This is a genomic window from Paraburkholderia sp. EB58, assembly GCF_050436665.1.
In the GTDB taxonomy this organism is placed as follows: domain Bacteria; phylum Pseudomonadota; class Gammaproteobacteria; order Burkholderiales; family Burkholderiaceae; genus Paraburkholderia.
On record NZ_JBNDMQ010000038.1, the window covers coordinates 64,583 to 81,145 of the forward strand.

Annotated in this window: 17 protein-coding genes and 1 pseudogene; 15 read left to right on the plus strand and 3 right to left on the minus strand. The window is 60.3% G+C overall.

Translation table 11 applies throughout. The features are described 5' to 3' along the window. Positions 1–305: 305 nt before the first annotated feature. From P3T40_RS36865 to P3T40_RS36875, 3 genes are all read right to left on the minus strand, one after another. On the minus strand, positions 306–1,424 hold the full coding sequence (locus P3T40_RS36865; RefSeq protein ID WP_429272617.1) for an ATP-binding protein: 1,119 nt from the start codon (positions 1,422–1,424) through the stop codon (positions 306–308). Between the two features lie 375 nt (positions 1,425–1,799). Beyond that, complete coding sequence (locus P3T40_RS36870) at positions 1,800–2,264, minus strand: hypothetical protein (RefSeq protein WP_429272618.1); 465 nt, start codon at positions 2,262–2,264, stop codon at positions 1,800–1,802. 67 nt (positions 2,265–2,331) lie between these two features. Continuing rightward, on the minus strand, positions 2,332–2,787 hold the full coding sequence (locus tag P3T40_RS36875) for a zinc-finger-containing protein (protein WP_429272619.1): 456 nt from the start codon (positions 2,785–2,787) through the stop codon (positions 2,332–2,334). Positions 2,788–2,999: 212 nt separating this feature from the next. On the opposite strand from P3T40_RS36875, the gene P3T40_RS36880 reads away from it, so the two are divergent. From P3T40_RS36880 to P3T40_RS36950, 15 genes and pseudogenes are all read left to right on the plus strand, one after another. Further along, positions 3,000–4,049, plus strand: a complete 1,050-nt coding sequence (locus P3T40_RS36880) for a CpaF family protein (RefSeq protein ID WP_429272620.1) — start codon at positions 3,000–3,002, stop codon at positions 4,047–4,049. A gap of 36 nt (positions 4,050–4,085) precedes the next feature. Next, the gene (locus P3T40_RS36885; protein WP_429272640.1) at positions 4,086–4,445 is read left to right on the plus strand and encodes a conjugal transfer protein TrbC; all 360 of its coding nucleotides are present in this window, start codon (positions 4,086–4,088) and stop codon (positions 4,443–4,445) included. Positions 4,446–4,524: 79 nt separating this feature from the next. Further along, complete coding sequence (locus P3T40_RS36890) at positions 4,525–4,788, plus strand: conjugal transfer protein (protein WP_429272621.1); 264 nt, start codon at positions 4,525–4,527, stop codon at positions 4,786–4,788. Continuing rightward, positions 4,782–7,244, plus strand: coding sequence for a VirB4 family type IV secretion system protein (locus P3T40_RS36895; RefSeq protein ID WP_429272622.1), 2,463 nt, complete (start codon positions 4,782–4,784; stop codon positions 7,242–7,244). The genes P3T40_RS36890 and P3T40_RS36895 overlap by 7 nt, the downstream gene beginning before the upstream one ends. Before the next feature lie 11 nt (positions 7,245–7,255). Continuing rightward, on the plus strand, positions 7,256–8,002 hold the full coding sequence (locus P3T40_RS36900; RefSeq protein WP_429272623.1) for a type VI secretion protein: 747 nt from the start codon (positions 7,256–7,258) through the stop codon (positions 8,000–8,002). Between the two features lie 8 nt (positions 8,003–8,010). Beyond that, on the plus strand, positions 8,011–9,069 hold the full coding sequence (locus P3T40_RS36905) for a type IV secretion system protein (protein WP_429272624.1): 1,059 nt from the start codon (positions 8,011–8,013) through the stop codon (positions 9,067–9,069). Beyond that, positions 9,066–10,481, plus strand: a complete 1,416-nt coding sequence (locus P3T40_RS36910; RefSeq protein WP_429272625.1) for a TraI domain-containing protein — start codon at positions 9,066–9,068, stop codon at positions 10,479–10,481. The genes P3T40_RS36905 and P3T40_RS36910 overlap by 4 nt, the downstream gene beginning before the upstream one ends. Continuing rightward, positions 10,478–12,346: a conjugative transfer system coupling protein TraD gene (traD, locus tag P3T40_RS36915; RefSeq protein WP_429272626.1), complete on the plus strand. Its 1,869-nt coding sequence runs from the start codon at positions 10,478–10,480 to the stop codon at positions 12,344–12,346. Before P3T40_RS36910 ends, traD begins: the two co-directional genes overlap by 4 nt. 10 nt (positions 12,347–12,356) lie before the next feature. After that, positions 12,357–12,875 (plus strand): hypothetical protein, encoded by a 519-nt coding sequence (locus P3T40_RS36920; protein ID WP_429272627.1) that lies wholly within the window; start codon positions 12,357–12,359, stop codon positions 12,873–12,875. Continuing rightward, a complete protein-coding gene (locus tag P3T40_RS36925; protein WP_429272628.1) occupies positions 12,832–13,095 on the plus strand; it encodes a hypothetical protein in 264 nt (87 codons plus the stop codon). The genes P3T40_RS36920 and P3T40_RS36925 overlap by 44 nt, the downstream gene beginning before the upstream one ends. Then, the gene (locus P3T40_RS36930) at positions 13,085–13,696 is read left to right on the plus strand and encodes a DUF4400 domain-containing protein (RefSeq protein WP_429272629.1); all 612 of its coding nucleotides are present in this window, start codon (positions 13,085–13,087) and stop codon (positions 13,694–13,696) included. Before P3T40_RS36925 ends, P3T40_RS36930 begins: the two co-directional genes overlap by 11 nt. A gap of 47 nt (positions 13,697–13,743) precedes the next feature. Then, a complete protein-coding gene (locus tag P3T40_RS36935; protein WP_429272630.1) occupies positions 13,744–13,992 on the plus strand; it encodes a hypothetical protein in 249 nt (82 codons plus the stop codon). Between the two features lie 62 nt (positions 13,993–14,054). Then, positions 14,055–14,537 (plus strand): hypothetical protein, encoded by a 483-nt coding sequence (locus tag P3T40_RS36940; protein WP_429272631.1) that lies wholly within the window; start codon positions 14,055–14,057, stop codon positions 14,535–14,537. A 371-nt stretch (positions 14,538–14,908) separates the two neighbouring features. Continuing rightward, a complete protein-coding gene (locus tag P3T40_RS36945; RefSeq protein ID WP_429272632.1) occupies positions 14,909–15,790 on the plus strand; it encodes an ATPase in 882 nt (293 codons plus the stop codon). A 9-nt stretch (positions 15,791–15,799) separates the two neighbouring features. Next, positions 15,800–16,468: pseudogene (locus tag P3T40_RS36950) on the plus strand (UvrD-helicase domain-containing protein); the annotation flags it as partial. Positions 16,469–16,563 lie beyond the last annotated feature (95 nt).

The following is a 16,563-nucleotide window of genomic DNA, read 5'->3' on the forward strand; positions in this document are numbered from 1 at the left end:
ACAGCCGGGGAGGGTTGCGGACGCAAACGAATGCCGCGGCGAAGGGGATACCCGCCGTGCGGCCGCTGAAAGATCGTTCCGGGGGAATTGAGAGGCTCTTGGCGACCCGAAGCAGTCACATGCTTGCAGTGAAAGCGGAGAACCGGAACTTCCGCACACGAGCGGTTTTTGTCCGTTAGGCGAACGAGAAGAATGACCACTCCAAGACTTTGCCGCGTCGTAGTATCAACAGCGGTTACTCCATGCTCGCGAACGACGCATACAAAGCACGCCGACGGCCGATCGGTGGACCTGTCGCCCGGACGTTACTGACGACGGGGCAGGCGGACAACGAACACCGTTTCTGTCTCGTCAGAGCGCGCTTCGATTCCGCCTCCGTGTGCCTCGGCAATCGCTCGCACGATATACAGTCCGAGCCCGAGGCTGCTGTCGTCATTTCTTTCCAGATGGTGCGGCCCACGCTGGAGCGGATCAAAGATGCGGTCGAGAGTTGAGCGATCAATGGCGGCCCCGCTGTTTCTCACCTCCAGACGGACTTCGCTTTCCTGACCGGTCACCGTCACACGCACCGGCACGTCTGGCGCTCCATATTTGATCGCGTTCAGAACCAGGTTGCCAAGTAACTGCTGCATGCGCCGGCCGTCCCAAACACCGTGGCAGTCGCCAATTACGTCCAGATCGACACCGTGGTCCGGGTGCACCGCCCGCACCAGGTCCAGTCCATCGGCAAGCTGCTTTGCAAGGTCTCCCTCGATCGGTGCGATCTTGATGCCCAAACCTAGCCGGGTTCGATTGAAATCAACCATATCGTCCAGCAGCGCCTGCATCTGAGCGCCGCTTCTGATCAAACGGGACGCGGCGTCCGACACTTTGTCGCCGGCATTCAGCGCCGCAAGGTACGAAGCTGTCATCAGGATGGTCTGGAGCGGACTGCGCATGTCGTGCCCCAGCATTCCGAGCAACAAGTTACGGGCCTGCTCCACGTGTGCACTGAAAAAGCCGACCGATTCGGTGATGGCCTGGTCAATGGCCTCGTTGAAGCGGATGATGTCGTCCAGATGGGGGGCGTCGGGCTGACACTCATCCAGCCATAGGCGAAGTACGCTGGCGCGCAGGGCGCGGTACTCGGCAGCGAGCTGGTTGATGTCAAAGCCGCCCCGCGCGCGCAACAGGGCATGGGTTTGTGCGGCGGTCTGAGGGGCTTCGGCCAGCTTGGGCGTTTGCCCGATAGATTTCTCGAACTGGGCGTCGCGGGTCTGAGATGTCGACAGGTCTTTTGCCACTGCCTCCAGAATCTGTTGAGCATGGTTGCGCAGGGCTAGTGATTGCATGTTTGCTGCTGCCGGCAACAACGTGCCGGCGAACGTCTCCCATTGCGCCAGAATGGTTTCCATGTCACGTAGAATGAAGTCAGCCAGTCGCATGTCTGCCCCGAGGGATGGAAACAGTGGATTTGACCCATTTTTGCGGAATCCAGTGCTATAAGCAAACCAATGGCATCATCCCGCTGGGTCCGGTAATTGCTGCTCTTAGTGGGTTGAGTTCGCAACTGGAGAATCCGATAGCGGACGTCCGCAGCGCGCCTTCTCGTTGTGGACGTCCGCTATCGGACACAAGATCGAACGGCCGTAAGTGGCCGGTTCGGTGGCCGCGGCAAGCTGGCCGGCGGCTTGCGACCGGCTATCGAATCAGTCGCCGATGAGAACACGGAGTTTTCGGTGCCACTTTTACCGAAAAATCGCCTTAAATTCGACGACCCATTTTTCAGTAATTGTGTCACCCGACAGGCGGATTCGCCATCAGGCCCGTTTTCTCGCCATCAATGCTGGCGGTTCGCCCGCCCGAAAGCGCTCCAAGCGATCGCTTGCTTCCGCTACCACCCGAAGCGGCGCCTGTCGCAACTGTCCATCGTAGGTCGAGACGATGACGGCAAACCGGTCCACCGCATCGTCGTCCAGGCTCCATTCACCCGTGCCGCGTCCCCGGTCGAACGCGGCCGAAACGTCGGCCTCGGCCTGCCGCATCTGCTCGAACGTCGCCTCGCCGTAGCCGGCTTCCGCGAGAAACCCGGTGAGGATCATGGCCTGAGTGAGGGTCTGCGCCGCGTGAACGTTGCCGCTTCCCCGGCGCATCGCATCGAGCGCGATATGCACGCGCAGCGCGAGATCGTCGCAGGTCGCCAGCGGCATGGGCAGCAGCAGGGTGCGGTTTTCTCGTGCTCGTGCAGCCTGTGGGCTTTGCCGGAACGGGATTGGTTTTGCCATCGGTCAATTGCGGTAGTGGTGGTGTGTGGTGATCGTGCGGGCTATATCGGCGCGCGGCGACGCTTTATCAAGTTGATTCTTGGCCCCGCTGCCGGCGAGCCTGCACGAACGCTTCGACATAGCGTAGCGCCTGCTGACATTCGTCAAGTGTCAGGTCGTGGATCGAGGCGGGCGGGGGATCGAAACCCAGTTCAGTCGCGACCCAGCGCAACGCCTTGGCGCGCGCCGAAAAGGGATTGACGGCATCGCGGCGCACCTTGGCTGCGATCAACGGCTCCAGCGCATCGTGCAACTGGCTTTTCGCTTCACGCAATGCGGCATCGGCAAGCCGGCCAAGCGGCACATTGCGTGTGCTGCGCGAGTGGACGCCAATCCACGCCTGACATGCCGTGCAGATCCAGATGGGGCCGTGATCTTCCCGATAGGGATACGGTTCGTCCCCAGCACGGGCGAGCGCGGCGTTCTGGCCGCAGTAACTGCAGATGGGTTGAGGGAGCGCCTTCACTGGCCGACCTACGCGCATACGTTATTCCGTCAGGTTGCAACACTCAAAAGCTACACGATTTTCTGGAGCTTTCGGAAAACAGGCTGTAACCGGTTATAGCCACCCCTGACTGCTCTGCTGCCCATGTCGTCATCGTCGCTCGACAACGGGCCACGCGCGTCGTCGAAAGCTGCCCGAATTAGCGTCGCTTTCGCTCGTCGCGCGCACCGGACAGCCGGAACAATAACTGCATGCCCGACGCTGCCGAAAACTCCCTGCTCAAGCTGCGCCCTCTCGAAGAGAGCGCGGTCAAAATGTTCTTTGAATCCGTGCGACCGCTGCGCGAATACTTCGAAGCGCCCGACGTGGCCGAAATCATGGTCAATGATTTTCGGAACGTGTTCATCGAAAGCCGCGGCAAGATGCATCGCCTGGACCTCGAACTGAACCAGTCCACGCTCAACGGCGCGATCCTGTCGCTCGCGACCTCGGTAGAGAAGTCGGCGCGCGCGGGCACTGCCCAGGGGATCATCAACGCGGGGCATTCAAACTTGCGTATCGCGGCCGTCATGCGGCCGACTGCGATCGACGGACACGCCATGTCGATCCGCAAACACCGCGACAGCACGCTTTCATTCGCCGACTACGTGTCGATGGGTGCCTTCTCCAGGGTCAACGTGCTTGACGAGAGTGCGCGAGATATAGAGTTCGCACAGGGGATCGAGAACGACGGAGTTGCCGAGGCATTGCGCAAACTCATCGTTGCCCGAAAGAACATCCTGGTTGCAGGTGGTACCTCGACCGGCAAGACGACGTTTCTGAACGCTTGCGTCGCGGAGATTCCGCACGAGGACCGCGTGATCTCCATCGAGGACACGATGGAACTGAAGCTTCAGGTGCCCAACCGCGTGCGCTTTCTTTCCAACGAGGAAAAGGGAGTTTCGACCCGCCTGCTGGTAGCGCTCTGCCTGCGCTTCAGACCCGACCGGATCATCGTAGGCGAAGTGCGCGGGGGCGAAGCCTATGACTTCATCCAGGCATTGAACACGGGCCACGACGGGGGCCTCGGGACCGTCCACTCGAACGACGCACGCGGCGCGCTGGATCGTCTCGAGAGTCTCGCGATGCTTGGCGTTCCCTCCGGCACCCGGTGGGATCTCGCCGATCTGCGCAAGAACATTGCGAGCTGCTTTCACTACGTCGTGCATCTGCGTCGCACCGGCGAGCTTCGCCACGTTTCGGAAATCCTTGAAATCAAGGGTTTCCGTGACGGGGACTACATCCTCAAACGCGTCTTTTAACCACTGGAGCACCCATTGAAGTCCACTCTCAAAAACCTGTCCGTCAGACGGCATACGCGGGCGCGCAACGCCGCGAAGTTCCTCTTCGGGCGTAAAGAAATCCGTTCGACGCTCGTCGCCGTTACGCTTGCATCGGTCGCACCAATGGCATCGGCGGTCGATATGTCCGACCTTGGCTCGGCCACCGGGATCGTCTGTCTCATCTCCGCCTACATCAGCGGTCCGTGGCTTTACGCGATCGGCGTTGTGCTGATCATCGTCGGTGCGGTGGCAATCGGTAATTCGGAGAGCACCATCGGCAAGATGATTTCCACGGTCTTTGTTGGTCTTGGTCTTGCGTCTGTTGCCATTCCGATCGTCAAGAATCACCTGATGATCAACTACACCTGCTCGTAAGTCATCAACCCTCTGACGGTGCCATCAACCCGTGCGTGAACCCAGGAAAGTCAGTCGCTCGCTATCGCAGCCCCGTCAGATGGGTGGTGCCGATCGCAGCCTTGCCATCGCCAATGGAACCATCACGCTGCTGCTCTGCTACAGCAGCATGACGCCCGCATTTCTCCCCGTGGGCATCGGACTCCACTGGCTGCTGCGCTGGAAGAGTACAAAGGATCCGTGGTGGCGGGAGGTTTCGAAGGTCTACAACCGCTACGCCGATATCTACGAACCGGGCCCGTCGACGCGCTTTGCGGCCCGGTTCAAACGACCCTACGGATTTGATCAGGACCTGCCATGCTGAAGTGGAAACTGTCCCGCCGGCCGATCCAGGAGATTGCGCCGTGGGCAACGATGGTCACACCGGAGCTTGTTCTGGACAAGGACGGTTCGTTGCTGACCGTCTTCACGTTCGAAGGCGTGGACGCGGATTCCCCGAATGCGGCCGATATCTCGGCGGCGCGCGATAACCTCGATCACGCCTGCAAGAATTTCGATCACCGGATCACCGCGTGGTGGCGTCTGTCACACCGCCGCGTGCGCAGCAGCATCGACGGAGGGTTCACGGCGCCCGTCGACGAGCGGATAGACCGTATTAACCAGCAGGTCGCGACGAGCGGCAGGTACTTTCGCAACTCGCATTCGCTCGCGCTCGCCTACACGCCAGAAACGGGAATCAACAAGGTCTTCGAAAAGGTCGCGTATCACATGACGGTGGGCGGGAAATCCGTCCTCGTTGCGATCTATGAAACCATCAAGGACCAGATACTCGCCCGCAGCGCGTTCGCCTTCGATGTGCAGAAGCTGACGGCTGACATCAAGCGGTTCGAATCGGTTCTCGACGCATTCAAGGGCGGTGTTACGCGCCTGAAGGCGAAGCGTCTGGAACTGCAGCGCGCACTCGCGTTCCTGCATCAGAGCGCCAATCCGTCGGTGCCGCCGCGGCGGGTCCGGTATCCCGTGACGATGCTCGATACGCACCTCACAGAGTCGTACATGACTGTCGGCGCGGAGCACCTGCTATTCGAATCAGCCCACGGCAACCGTTACGCAAAGATCATCGGCGTGAAAGAGTGGATGGGCTTCCAGGCGGCGGCGCTCGACGTCCTCGCCGAAGTGGACGCGGAACTCGACATCTGTGTGATGTTCCGGTTCCTCGACCGCAACAAGGCGACCAGCTACATCGAGAAGATCCGGAAGTTCTACAAGGTCGCCGCCTTCAACCCTGTCGCGATGCTCAAGGCTTACTTCACGAAGGAAGACCCGAAGAATGACGAAGGGCGCGAGCAGCTGGCCAAGGAAGCTGAAAAGGCGCTGGCGAAGCTGGTTGCGGACGGCCAGCAGTACGGCTTCGCGAATATCTCCATTGTTGTCTACGGCGCTACCGCCCAGGAATGTGATGACGCGACCAGTGAGGTTATCGGTCTGATTGGGAATGCCGGGTTTGGCGTCATCCTGGAGCGCGACAACCTGGCGGCCTCCTGGGCGTCCACGCTACCGGGGCGCTGGGACCAGCAAAAGCGTCTGCAATTTGTGGAAACGCCGGCCGTATCCGATATCGCTCCGCTACGCAGCGTGGCTGAAGGCTCCGACGTCAACGAATGGCTGACTCAGCAGTCGGGCCGCAAAACCGGGCCTCTTAGCCTCTTGCCCACGCGGTACAAAACGCTGCAGCGGGTCACCCTCCATCAGCCGGGCGGCAAGTCGCACGCCATGGTGATCGGTCCGATCGGCGCCGGCAAGACGATCATGCTGAATTTCCTGATGTCGCAGTCGGGGCGGTACGGTGCGCGCCGGATCAAGTTCGACAAGAACCGGTCCACGCGAATTCCGACGGTGCTGTCCAACGGCAAGTTTGTTGACGTGACGGGCCGGTTCGCAGCGGCCACTCATGTCAACCCGTTGTCGCTCCTGCATGACAGGCGGCACTTTGCATACGTTGCCCAGTGGGTGCAGATGGCCATTGAGGATGACGACTTCAGCTGCTCGCCGCAGCAACAGACCCTGCTTTTCGAGGCGGTCGAGACGCTGGGTACCGGCTACGGCGCTGAATTCTGGACGCTTTCCAACCTGAACACGTTGCTGCCCGTTGAGCTGCGCGAGCGCTTCGGACTCTGGACGAAGGGCGGCAAGCACGGACACTTCTTCGACCACGCCGAAGACGCGTTTTCGCTCACCGACGACATCGCCATCGAGATGGGCGACCTGTTCGAAAACTATCCGGTCGCAGCGGCCCTGTTCATGGACTATGCCTTTTACCGGATAGCCCAATGGCTTGACGGCACGCGCTACACAATCATTGAGGTCGAAGAATGCGGCTTCTTCTTCCAGTATGAACGCTTCTACAAGCGCCTCGAAATCTGGATTGTCACCATCCGCGGACTTAACGGAACCGTGGTCCTGGCGACCCAGTCGCTGGGCCAGTTGGCACGCGTCAAGAATTTCGAAATTCTGAAAGACAACATTCCGAATTTCTTCTATCTGCCCAACCGCGACGCACGCAACAACCTCGCGCTTTACTGCGACGTAATCGGGCTCACACGCGATCAGGTCAACATGATTTCCGACGCGGTACCGAATCGCGACTACCTATGGGTGTCGCCGGACCATTGCCGCATGCTGCAGGCGTCCTTTCCGAAGGAAACGCTTGCGATGTTACGCGCAGACGGGCGCGCGCAGGCGGTGCTCGACAAGCATTTCGCGTCAGGCCGCACAGACTGGCGCGAGGGTTATATCAACGAAATCATGACGGCCGACTGATGAGGGCAACGATGAAAATGAAGTGCTTGCGTATCGCGACGCTCGTCGCCATGGTCACGCTAACGACTCAATCCACCTATGCCTGGGACGTCGTGTTCGATCCGTCGAACTACGCACAGAACGTGGTCACTGCGGCAAAGGCGGTGAAAGGTGAGATTTACCAGGATACGAACCTCGTCTATCAGTATCAGATGGAGGCGAACCAGCTCTTGCAGTCGACTGTTCTTAATCCGACGGCGATGAAGGCACAGCTTAGCGAGATCAGCGGCGACATCGCCCAGATCAACCAGTACAGGGACACGCTCACGCAACTGTACGGCAGTCTCCAGCAGGGAAGTGCATGGCTCGGGCAGGCACAGACGTTGATATCTTCCTCGGGAAAGTCGCCGACACAGTGGTATTCGGACATGAACGCGTTGTACAACCAGGGGAATTCGGTCGCAACCAATCTGTTCCAGACGGGCAATAACGTCTTCAGCCATTCGCAGCAACTGGCGCAACGCCGCGCTGAGTTGCAGGCGCAGCTTGCGCTGACACCGACCGCCCAGGCCACGGCGACGCTCACCACGCACTATCTGGACATCGTGTCGAGCCAGAACGCTGATCTGATCCAGATGACCGCCGCGAGACAGCAGGCCGATGCCCAGGACCGGTCGCTCGCGAACAGCCAGCAACAGGCAAAGATGCAGGCGATGCAGAGTTTCACGACCCAGCAGGATGTCGAGCGCGCCCAGTTCAACGCGCTGCCTTCAAACTGAAAACCAGCATGACAACCCCATCCAGATTCATACGCACTGCAGTCGCACTGCTGGCCATCCTGTTTGTCGTGGTCTCGCCCGGAATCGCCCTTGCACAAACCAGTGCCTCCGGTGCCCTGCCAGCAGGGACCCCAGCAGGCACTCCAAATCCGCCAACGACGACTCCGACAGGAACAACAGGTGCTTCGTACACCCCGGGGGAAATCGGCACCGGCAATACGAAGGCGCTGTCCGCGATCAGCTCGCTCTTTAACGCCGTTATTGCGACTGCAGTAGACGCGAGCAAGCTTGTGAAGCCCGAGGCTGACAAACTGGCTGGCGGCCTGGCAGTGATTACGCTGGTGCTTGCCTTCGCCAGGTATGCCGCGACGCCCCACCCCACGATGGCATGGCTCGGCGTGTTCGAGGACCTCGGGATGCTGGGTATTTTTGCCTCGATTTATGTTGGCTACGCGACGTTCGCGCCCGGCTTCTACGGCTGGTTCGGAACGCTCGCCAACGATATCGCCGGCGCGGATGTCGCAAACGGCGCAAGCGGGCTCGGGGCAGCAGCGAGTGACATCTACAACGCCATTGTGAAGTCCCTGGACGGCGCGGCCTGGTACGAATATATCAAGGCGTTGCTGATGATCGGTCCACTGGCGCTTGCTTATCTGGTTCTGAGCTTGACGGCGCTGGTGTTCGAGTATTTCTCCAACATCGGCCAGCTACAGGCGGCCGCCGGGATCGTAATGGGGCAGATTGCGGTCGCACTGGGTTTCTCACCCTTCACCCGGGGTTATTTCAAGTCGTGGCTTGACTTCATGGTCAGCGCGAGCATGTACACGGTCGTGGCCGCGATCCTCACGAAGCTGGTATCCGGATCGCTTTTGAAGGCGATCGTGGCAGCAAGAGGAATCGGCCTCTCCACGCCCGTGGGCGCGACCTACGTTATGGATCTGTCGATCTTCGTGTTCCTGCTCTCATTTGAAATTCCGAAGATCGCCGGGATGTTCGGTGGTGGCGCCAATGCTTCCGGTTCGGCCCTTGGAAAGGTGGCGAAGGTCGCAAGCGGGGGGCTGCTGTGAGTGGCGTAAGCCTGCATAAGCCGCTGCCTGCTGCGGAGCTGCTCGCGCAGACGCAGAACCAGCGGCGCATTGACCTGATCCGTCAGTGCGCGAACGAGGCACGTGAGAGCGAATTCGAGCGCAGGTGGCTGGCGGTGCTGGAGCGCTGCGCGCAGTGGTTTTCGACCGTTCCGCTAAACGCGGATCTCTATCGCGAACCTGGCGGGGCGTTTCGCTTCACGGTGGAGACGGCGTTTTATGCGATGCGCCTTGCCGGCGGCCAGAAGTTTGGCGCGACCCTGTCCTCCGAGCAGCGGCGGCGGATCGAACCGCAATACAACCATGCAGTTTTTCTGGCCGCGGTGTGCTCGGGTCTGGACGAACCGTACCGACACTTCGCAATCGTTCGCGAGCGCGATCAGGCCGAGTGGAATCCGTCGGCGCATGGCGGTGCGTCCGCATGGCTGGGAGGGTCACCGTACTTCGTACGTCGGCGCGCCGCACCTTTGACAATCGAGCGCATGAGAACGGCGATGCTCGCGCAGATGCTGATAGGACAGGAATTGCTGGTTGGCCTTGATGCGGCCGTGCTCTCGGAGATGCTTGGCGCGATCAACCCCAGTCGACGGCCAGACGGCGTGGAGTCGCTCATCCATAAAGTGGTGCGGCATGCCATCGAGGTGGCGGCAGATTTTGACCGCAAGGCGCAACGACAGGCGTTTGAGCCCGTCGCGTTTTCGGTGCCGTCCGCGGTTAATGTCGCGGCCGCCGTGCAGCCAGTAACGGCGCCTACTGCACCCACAACGGCTCCCGCCGGCGCAAGCGTAGCGCCGACAGTCGCGGCGGCTACGCCGGCGGACCCAACCATCGCAGGGCCTCCCGCGAGCACGGCGCAGACCTCGCCCAGTTCGCCGCCCGTAGCAGATGGAACCGTATCGGAGGGGACAGACGGTTCCGGTCCGGGGAAACCGGTCGGAGACGTCGAAGGGACACCTCGCGTGCCCATCGTCGCACCGGATGCGGCGCAAGCCGCACCGGGCGTCGATCAACTTGGCCTGCCGTTTCTTTCCGACGATCCGGCCAAGCTCGCCGCGGCACGACCGCCCTCAATGAATCCTGCTGATGTTCCAACCGCCGCACGCGAACGGCAGGCCGATTCCGACGATTTCGCCACGGTGCTAAAGGACGTACCAAACATGATCCGTGAACTGTTCCGGTTGCTGCGCGAGGATGTAACGGCCGGGAAAGCCGCAGTCAGGTGGGATGACACGGGGCTGGTGGTGTCCAAGCGCCTCGTTGGCTCTTACGGCGTCGCGAGTGACACGCTCGTTGAGCACCTTCGCAAGCGCAGTCTGCTGGTTTCGAACGGCAACGGTGAAATCGTTTTTGGGCCGCGCGCCGGTGAACTCATTCTCGCCAGGGGTGGCTCATGAACAGCTATATCAATCACTTCCGGCCGATCTTCGAGGTTCGCGCCGCCACGTTCTGGCTCGTCGCAATTGCCATATTGCCGTTCTCGGGCATGCCATACTGGTGGGCGTTTGTCCTCGTCGCGCTGCTCGCATTGTTACTGCGCAGCACCCAGGTATGGCGGGCGCTCAAGTTTCGCATGGCCATTTCCACCAAGTGGCTGACAACGCTAGACGTGCAAAAGCTCCTGTCGATCCAGCAGCGCATGCGCACCGAAGTCAACTCGATGTATCTTGGCATCGGCTATGAGTGGACGCAGAAGCACTGCCAGATTGCGCACGACATCATGCGCATGCCGTCGACGGACATTCCCGGCATGCCGAAATGGCTTTCGAAAACCCGGACCGGGCGCAAGCTCGAAGACGCGATCGAATCCATTTTCGCGCCCAAGGACAGCATCCGCGATCGCATGCCGCAGGGCTCGTGCTGGCTTCACGGACTGGAGCCGAAAAAGGGACTCGTCCCGTTTCACTACAAGGCGATGGGCGGCCATACGCTTGTGGGGGGTACGACCGGCGCCGGCAAGACCCGCACCTATGAGGTGATCTCCACCCAGGTGATCCATCTCGGGGACGTGCTGATCATCGTCGATCCGAAAAACGATGCCGAGTGGAAGCGCCGCGTCGAAAAGGAGTGCGCCCGCGCTGGCCGCAAGTTCCTCTACTTCAATCAGGCCAAGCCTTCCGAGTCGATCCGCCTGAACCCGATCGAGAACTGGTCGCAGCCCTCGGAAATTCCGAGCCGTATCGCGCAACTGATGGAGGAGGGGCCGTTTCGCGATTTCGCGTTCCTGTTCATCGACCGCGCCGTGAAGGGCGAACTGTATATCGGCGACAAGCCGACGTTGCGTTCGATCCTGAAATACGCGCAGTCAGGCATCACCACGCTGCTGGACAAGGCTCTCGACCGCTATTTCCGGCTGAACGGCCTTGAGGACTGGGAAACACAGGTTGCAACCGAGCTGACGAAGTTGGGCCAGAAGCCGGGTGCTTCGCGCGTCGACGGGATGGTGGCGCTCTATAACTCACGCTTTGCCGTGTTCGACAAGGGACACGAAACAATCGACGGCCTGATCGCGACGCACGTGCACGACCGCGAGCACTACATGCGCATCATCGCGTCGGCGCTGCCGCTGTTGCAGATGCTGGCCACCGGCGAGACTGGCCTGATGCTGGCGCCCAAGGTAGACGACTTCGAAGACGAGCGCGGGATCTGGGACATCGACAAGATCATCAAGCAGAAGGCCGTCCTGTACATGGGCCTCGATTCGTTGTCGAACAGCATCGTGCAGAAAGCGATCGCCTCGATGATCCTGGCCGACGTCGCCGCGGTGTGTGGCTCGATTTATAACTTCTACGACGCACCACCTGAAGTGGTGCTGATCATTGATGAGATTGCCGAAGCGATCAACGAGCAGGTGATCCAGGTGCTCAACAAGGGACGCGGAGCCGGCTTCAAGGCATTCGTCGCTTTCCAGGCACGTGCCGACCTCGAGGCGCGGCTTGGAAATGCCGCAAAAATGCTGCAGGTTTTGGGCAATCTGAACAACCAGGTCGTCTTACGCTTGGAGGACAGTGACACGGCAAAGTGGTTCTCCGAAAAGGTAGGGGAGACCGCGATCCGAAACCTCGTGACGAGCAGTTCAACGAGTACTGGTAGCGAGGCGCACATAGGCGAATTTACTGGGGGCGTCTCACGCTCGCTACAACTGGAGAAAGTACCGCTCATTCCAACTGATCTGATTCACAGACTGCCGAACCTGCAATATTTCATGCGCATCTCCGGTGGCGCTGTCTATCAGGGCCGCATTCCAATCCTTCAAGGCTGAAAACCAACGCATGCCCGCCGTATTCAAGAAAATCATCCGCGACTGCAAGCTGTCCACCCGTCTCGTTCCGGTGTTCACGCTCGCGCCAGAGCTCGAGCTTGCATGCTCGCGCGTGGCCGAATTCGTCGGCCAGAGATTCATGGGCGCGCAGGAGCCACTTGTCAAAGAGATGCTGACTTCGGCGCTCGCCGGCTTCAGGCGGGTGCGCAAGACAGGCGACTCGCACATTGCATTCATGCAGGGGCTTTTCGAGCATGCCCATCTGCTCTATGCAAAGCGCTATGTCGCGCGGCAGGGTGAGCGGTATCACGTATGGTCGCCGATGTTCGAGCCAGTTCCGGTCTTCGAGGCACGCTATGCGGAGCTTGAAACCGGGATGGTCGATGAGCGGTGTCCCGAACACATCACGCAGCGCTCGGCCGCGATGCAGCTTGCAGCGCGCGCATTGACCGGCGAAAACTTCCGCATGTACTTCGAGGACTACGATGTCGCCCACTGCTTTTCTGATAACGAAGCTGACGCGGGTTGACCCGGCCACGGTGCGGCGTGCGATCTCGACGGCGAGGTCGCAGGATGAACCAGACGCACCGCCACCGGCAGAGTTTGCAGCCGGGCCGGGCGCGATGGTGTACGCGATGGCCGTGTTTGCATTCCGCCGGCCGCTGCATTTCTACGTTGGCCTGTTTGGTCTCGCCGTGTTTCCGGTCTATCTGCTGACACGGCTCGCGGAGCACTTTTATGGCCGGTAGCCGATTCTTTGGGCACATCAAATGGTGGTTCTTCACCGTGCCGATCATGGCCGTGTGCGTCATGCCAGTTATTCCATCGCCGGCGCTTTTCGAGGTGCCCGAAACCGAAGTGCAGTCGGTGACGGCGACCCTCGGCCAGGCGCGCGCGGACGAGGCGACCGAACATGCCAACGCGCTGTTCAAGGACACGTTCGTTGAGACTGGACTCGTGCGCAAGTCGCTTCATGCAACCGCGACCGCGACTTCGGATATCGGTGACGCCGGTGCAGGTGATTTCGCGCGGACCTGGGTGAAGCACTTCTGGATGCTGATCTACCGGACGACCTACCGCCTCACGGTCATGAAGCTCTGGTTGGTCGGGACCATCGCGTTCGGCGCCGCGGCATTTGTCGACGGCACGGTGCGACGGAAGATCAAGGCTGCTGCTGCCGGCTTTGCCAGTCCGCTGTCATTCCACCTGGCCGCGCACGGCATTCTGCTGATCTTCGGCGTCACGTTCGCGGTGCTGATCGTGCCGGTCCCGGTCCTCGCACAGTACTGGGTAGGCGTGTCCGTGGTTCTCTCGATGCTGCTGTGGCGGGCCGCGTCGTCGTACCAGTAACGATTGATCCATTTAGCATCGCCATTGACCACAGAGGAGGAATCTAAATGAACCGAGTTGTCACGCAGCAACGCGCACAGCGCTTCTGGCATGCCGTGCAGCACTTTGGAATCGACGAGCGGGGACCTCTGTCCGTCTTGGTTGCGATTCGTGCTGCCGCCGTGTGCCTGGTGGTCGCCATGAACGGTCACTGCGCGGCGTTGACGGCCGATCTCCATTCAGCGTTGGCGCTGGCTGGCGAGGTAGGCAGAACCGCGCAACAGGAATTTCGCATCCTGATGCCTTGCGGGTGGTGACCTTCATGGGTTTGGGACCAATTCCTGAGCACTTCCACTAACCATTTAAAGTGAGGTAAATCATGACACCCCCAACTGTCCTTCAACGGGTCCTGCCCGCCTGGCTCGTCGCGCGACACGTCGCATTCTGGGCGAAGTGGGCCTTCTACGTCTTTTTCGCGATTCCAAGCGTGGTCTTCTGTGCAGTACTCGCGTACGCCAGCTACTTCTCGTTTGCCACGATCCCGCGCGAAATATTCCAGTACGCTTCCGAGGCGGCGCAACTCCCCGGCGCGCCACCAGGCTATCTGATGGTTCGCCGTTGCGAGGATCCGAAACCGGTGCCGACAGGATCAGTCGTACTGCCTTCCGCGACCTGCAAGACCTGGGGACTCGAAAAGCGCTCGATTGACTCGATGGCCAGATCTGTGCAGCAGCAGTTATGGGAGATGTACCTGATGACGGTTTTCATGAGCGTTGGGGCCGTGTTTGGTTTCGGCACTTTCTCCTCCAGCCGCGGCCGCTTCAAGGCATCGAGTGCGCGTTATCGGACCGTGGCTGCGTGATCCGAATCTTCCTGTAAGGATTTCCGGCGCAAAGCTACACGAAAACCAGCATCATTCCGGAAAAGTGCCCGTAACCGGTTATAGGCACTCTCCAGCCGCCCGCAAGTACTTGTCCTCTCCAGCTTCGCTCCCCGTCGCGACCAGCGGCCAGTCACCACTGGCCGTTTTTCTTTTTTCCAGACTAACGTCTTAACGCGTTAAGCCCGCCCCAGCACCCTTGTTCGCCTCCGCGCTGCGTTCGCGCACGTCGACGAAGCCACTTGGCGAAAGACGCCTGAAATGACCTAGGTTTCGCTCTGTTCGAGCATCACGAAGCCGGAACAATGGGTTCATGCCGCGCCGACGCGCGAGCGCCTTCGACAAGGACATCCATGAGCACGATCAACGAAGAAACGACAGTCGCAGACGATACCAAGGTGGTCGCAAAGGGCGCTTCCGCACCGGCCATTCCGCCATTGAACGGGGATATCCCGGCACCGGGCGGGCAAGGCACGCCCACGACCGATGGCGCTGATGATGGCGAGCTCGAACGTGAACTCCAGCAGATGGAGGACGACGCTGCGACCCTTCAGAAAGAAGGGATGATCAGCGAGTCCGAAGCGCAGGAAAAGCGCGAGCAGGTCGCACGTACGCGCAAACTGTTCCGCGACCTGCCGCCGGCCGAGCGCGCCGCGATCGTTCGCCGTCGCCGTGAGATTGGCCGTCAGCTGCTCGACCGGCAACTTTCCGGCGCCGCCATCGTGCCTGCCGCGGTGCGCCTGAACCATACGCGACTCAAACCGCTATTCGAACAATGGTGGCCGTACCTGAACCGCATGAGCATTAACATGCAACGATTCGGCCGTTCGACATTCAGCGCGCAGGACCAGGGCGCTGTTACCGACTGGTTTGAAAAGCAGGTTGGCGAGCTTGAGGCCTACGTCAACGAACAGTTCGAGGTCGCTGAAGGCTTCCGCATGCGCTCAGAGACCGAAATGAAGTCCCGGGGGGAGATCGTCTTCAGCCCGACGGTTACGTTGCCGTCGCTGGACATCGAGGTCGAAACGTATTCGCGGTTCTCGATGCGCCTGCTGTCGATCGTCATGAAGTTCGACCGCGTAATGGACCACTTCGATTTTCTGGTGTGGAACGGCATCCGTGACCAGTCGGACGTCGACGAGGAAACCGCGCGCTTCCTGCGCAAGTTCCACCCGGTGGGCGTACGCGGATACATGACGCACCTGCGCCTCATGACGACGGTGCGCGGTCGATAGGCCCCGATCATGCTCGATGGCCTGAACCCGCAGCAACGTGAGGTTGCCGAAACCCGCCGCCATTGCCTGGCAGTCGCCGGCCCTGGCGCGGGAAAAACCAAGACGATTGCGACCAAGATCGCGCTGCTGCTTTCGGATCCAAAGTCGCTGGTGGGTGCCGTGACGTTCAGCAAGGATGCGGCCGTGGAGATGCGTCACCGCATCCTGAAGCTATCCAGTCCGGACGCAAAGCGCCGCCTTGTTGATGGCACGTTTCACTCGTTGGCATTCAAGCAACTGAGGAAGCCTGGAGGTGCGAAGTGCGATATCGCATCGGACGGCGACAGAACGGGCCTGCTCGCGCGGGTGCTGGCCGAGCACGGCTTCAACTGGAAAGTCGAAGAAGCCGTGCCTGTCATCGAAAAGATCAAGACCAACTTCGGTAGGGTCACGGCAGGTACACAGGAGGCGGTCCTCTACAACGCATACCAGCAGGCGCTGGAGCGCAATGGAAAGATCGACTTCCAGGACATGCTCCGGCTATCGGTAGCGGGAATGGAATCCGGAGAGATCAAGCCCTACGCGTTCACCGATCTGATTGTCGATGAGTTTCAGGACACGGACCCACTCCAGTACCGGTGGGTAGAGCTGCACGCAATGGCGGGCGCTCACGTGACGGTGGTAGGCGACGATGACCAGTAAAGTGGACCCAGAAAATGAGACAAGCATTTAAGCTGTCGTCGTAGATGACAGGAAACGGATAATGAGCGCAGGAAAAACAAGAAAAGTGTACA

Excerpts from the sequence above, each read along its gene's own strand:
- P3T40_RS36900 (WP_429272623.1), top strand. The coding sequence starts at position 7,256 with ATGAAAATGAAGTGCTTGCGTATCGCGACGCTCGTCGCCATGGTCACG.
- P3T40_RS36895 (WP_429272622.1), top strand. The coding sequence starts at position 4,782 with ATGCTGAAGTGGAAACTGTCCCGCCGGCCGATCCAGGAGATTGCGCCG.
- P3T40_RS36940 (WP_429272631.1), top strand. The coding sequence starts at position 14,055 with ATGACACCCCCAACTGTCCTTCAACGGGTCCTGCCCGCCTGGCTCGTC.
- P3T40_RS36890 (WP_429272621.1), top strand. The coding sequence starts at position 4,525 with ATGGGTGGTGCCGATCGCAGCCTTGCCATCGCCAATGGAACCATCACG.
- P3T40_RS36905 (WP_429272624.1), top strand. The coding sequence starts at position 8,011 with ATGACAACCCCATCCAGATTCATACGCACTGCAGTCGCACTGCTGGCC.
- P3T40_RS36870 (WP_429272618.1), bottom strand. The coding sequence starts at position 2,264 with ATGGCAAAACCAATCCCGTTCCGGCAAAGCCCACAGGCTGCACGAGCA.
- traD (WP_429272626.1), top strand. The coding sequence starts at position 10,478 with ATGAACAGCTATATCAATCACTTCCGGCCGATCTTCGAGGTTCGCGCC.
- P3T40_RS36880 (WP_429272620.1), top strand. The coding sequence starts at position 3,000 with ATGCCCGACGCTGCCGAAAACTCCCTGCTCAAGCTGCGCCCTCTCGAA.
- P3T40_RS36935 (WP_429272630.1), top strand. The coding sequence starts at position 13,744 with ATGAACCGAGTTGTCACGCAGCAACGCGCACAGCGCTTCTGGCATGCC.
- P3T40_RS36865 (WP_429272617.1), bottom strand. The coding sequence starts at position 1,424 with ATGCGACTGGCTGACTTCATTCTACGTGACATGGAAACCATTCTGGCG.
- P3T40_RS36930 (WP_429272629.1), top strand. The coding sequence starts at position 13,085 with ATGGCCGGTAGCCGATTCTTTGGGCACATCAAATGGTGGTTCTTCACC.
- P3T40_RS36925 (WP_429272628.1), top strand. The coding sequence starts at position 12,832 with ATGTCGCCCACTGCTTTTCTGATAACGAAGCTGACGCGGGTTGACCCG.
- P3T40_RS36875 (WP_429272619.1), bottom strand. The coding sequence starts at position 2,787 with ATGCGCGTAGGTCGGCCAGTGAAGGCGCTCCCTCAACCCATCTGCAGT.
- P3T40_RS36945 (WP_429272632.1), top strand. The coding sequence starts at position 14,909 with ATGAGCACGATCAACGAAGAAACGACAGTCGCAGACGATACCAAGGTG.
- P3T40_RS36920 (WP_429272627.1), top strand. The coding sequence starts at position 12,357 with ATGCCCGCCGTATTCAAGAAAATCATCCGCGACTGCAAGCTGTCCACC.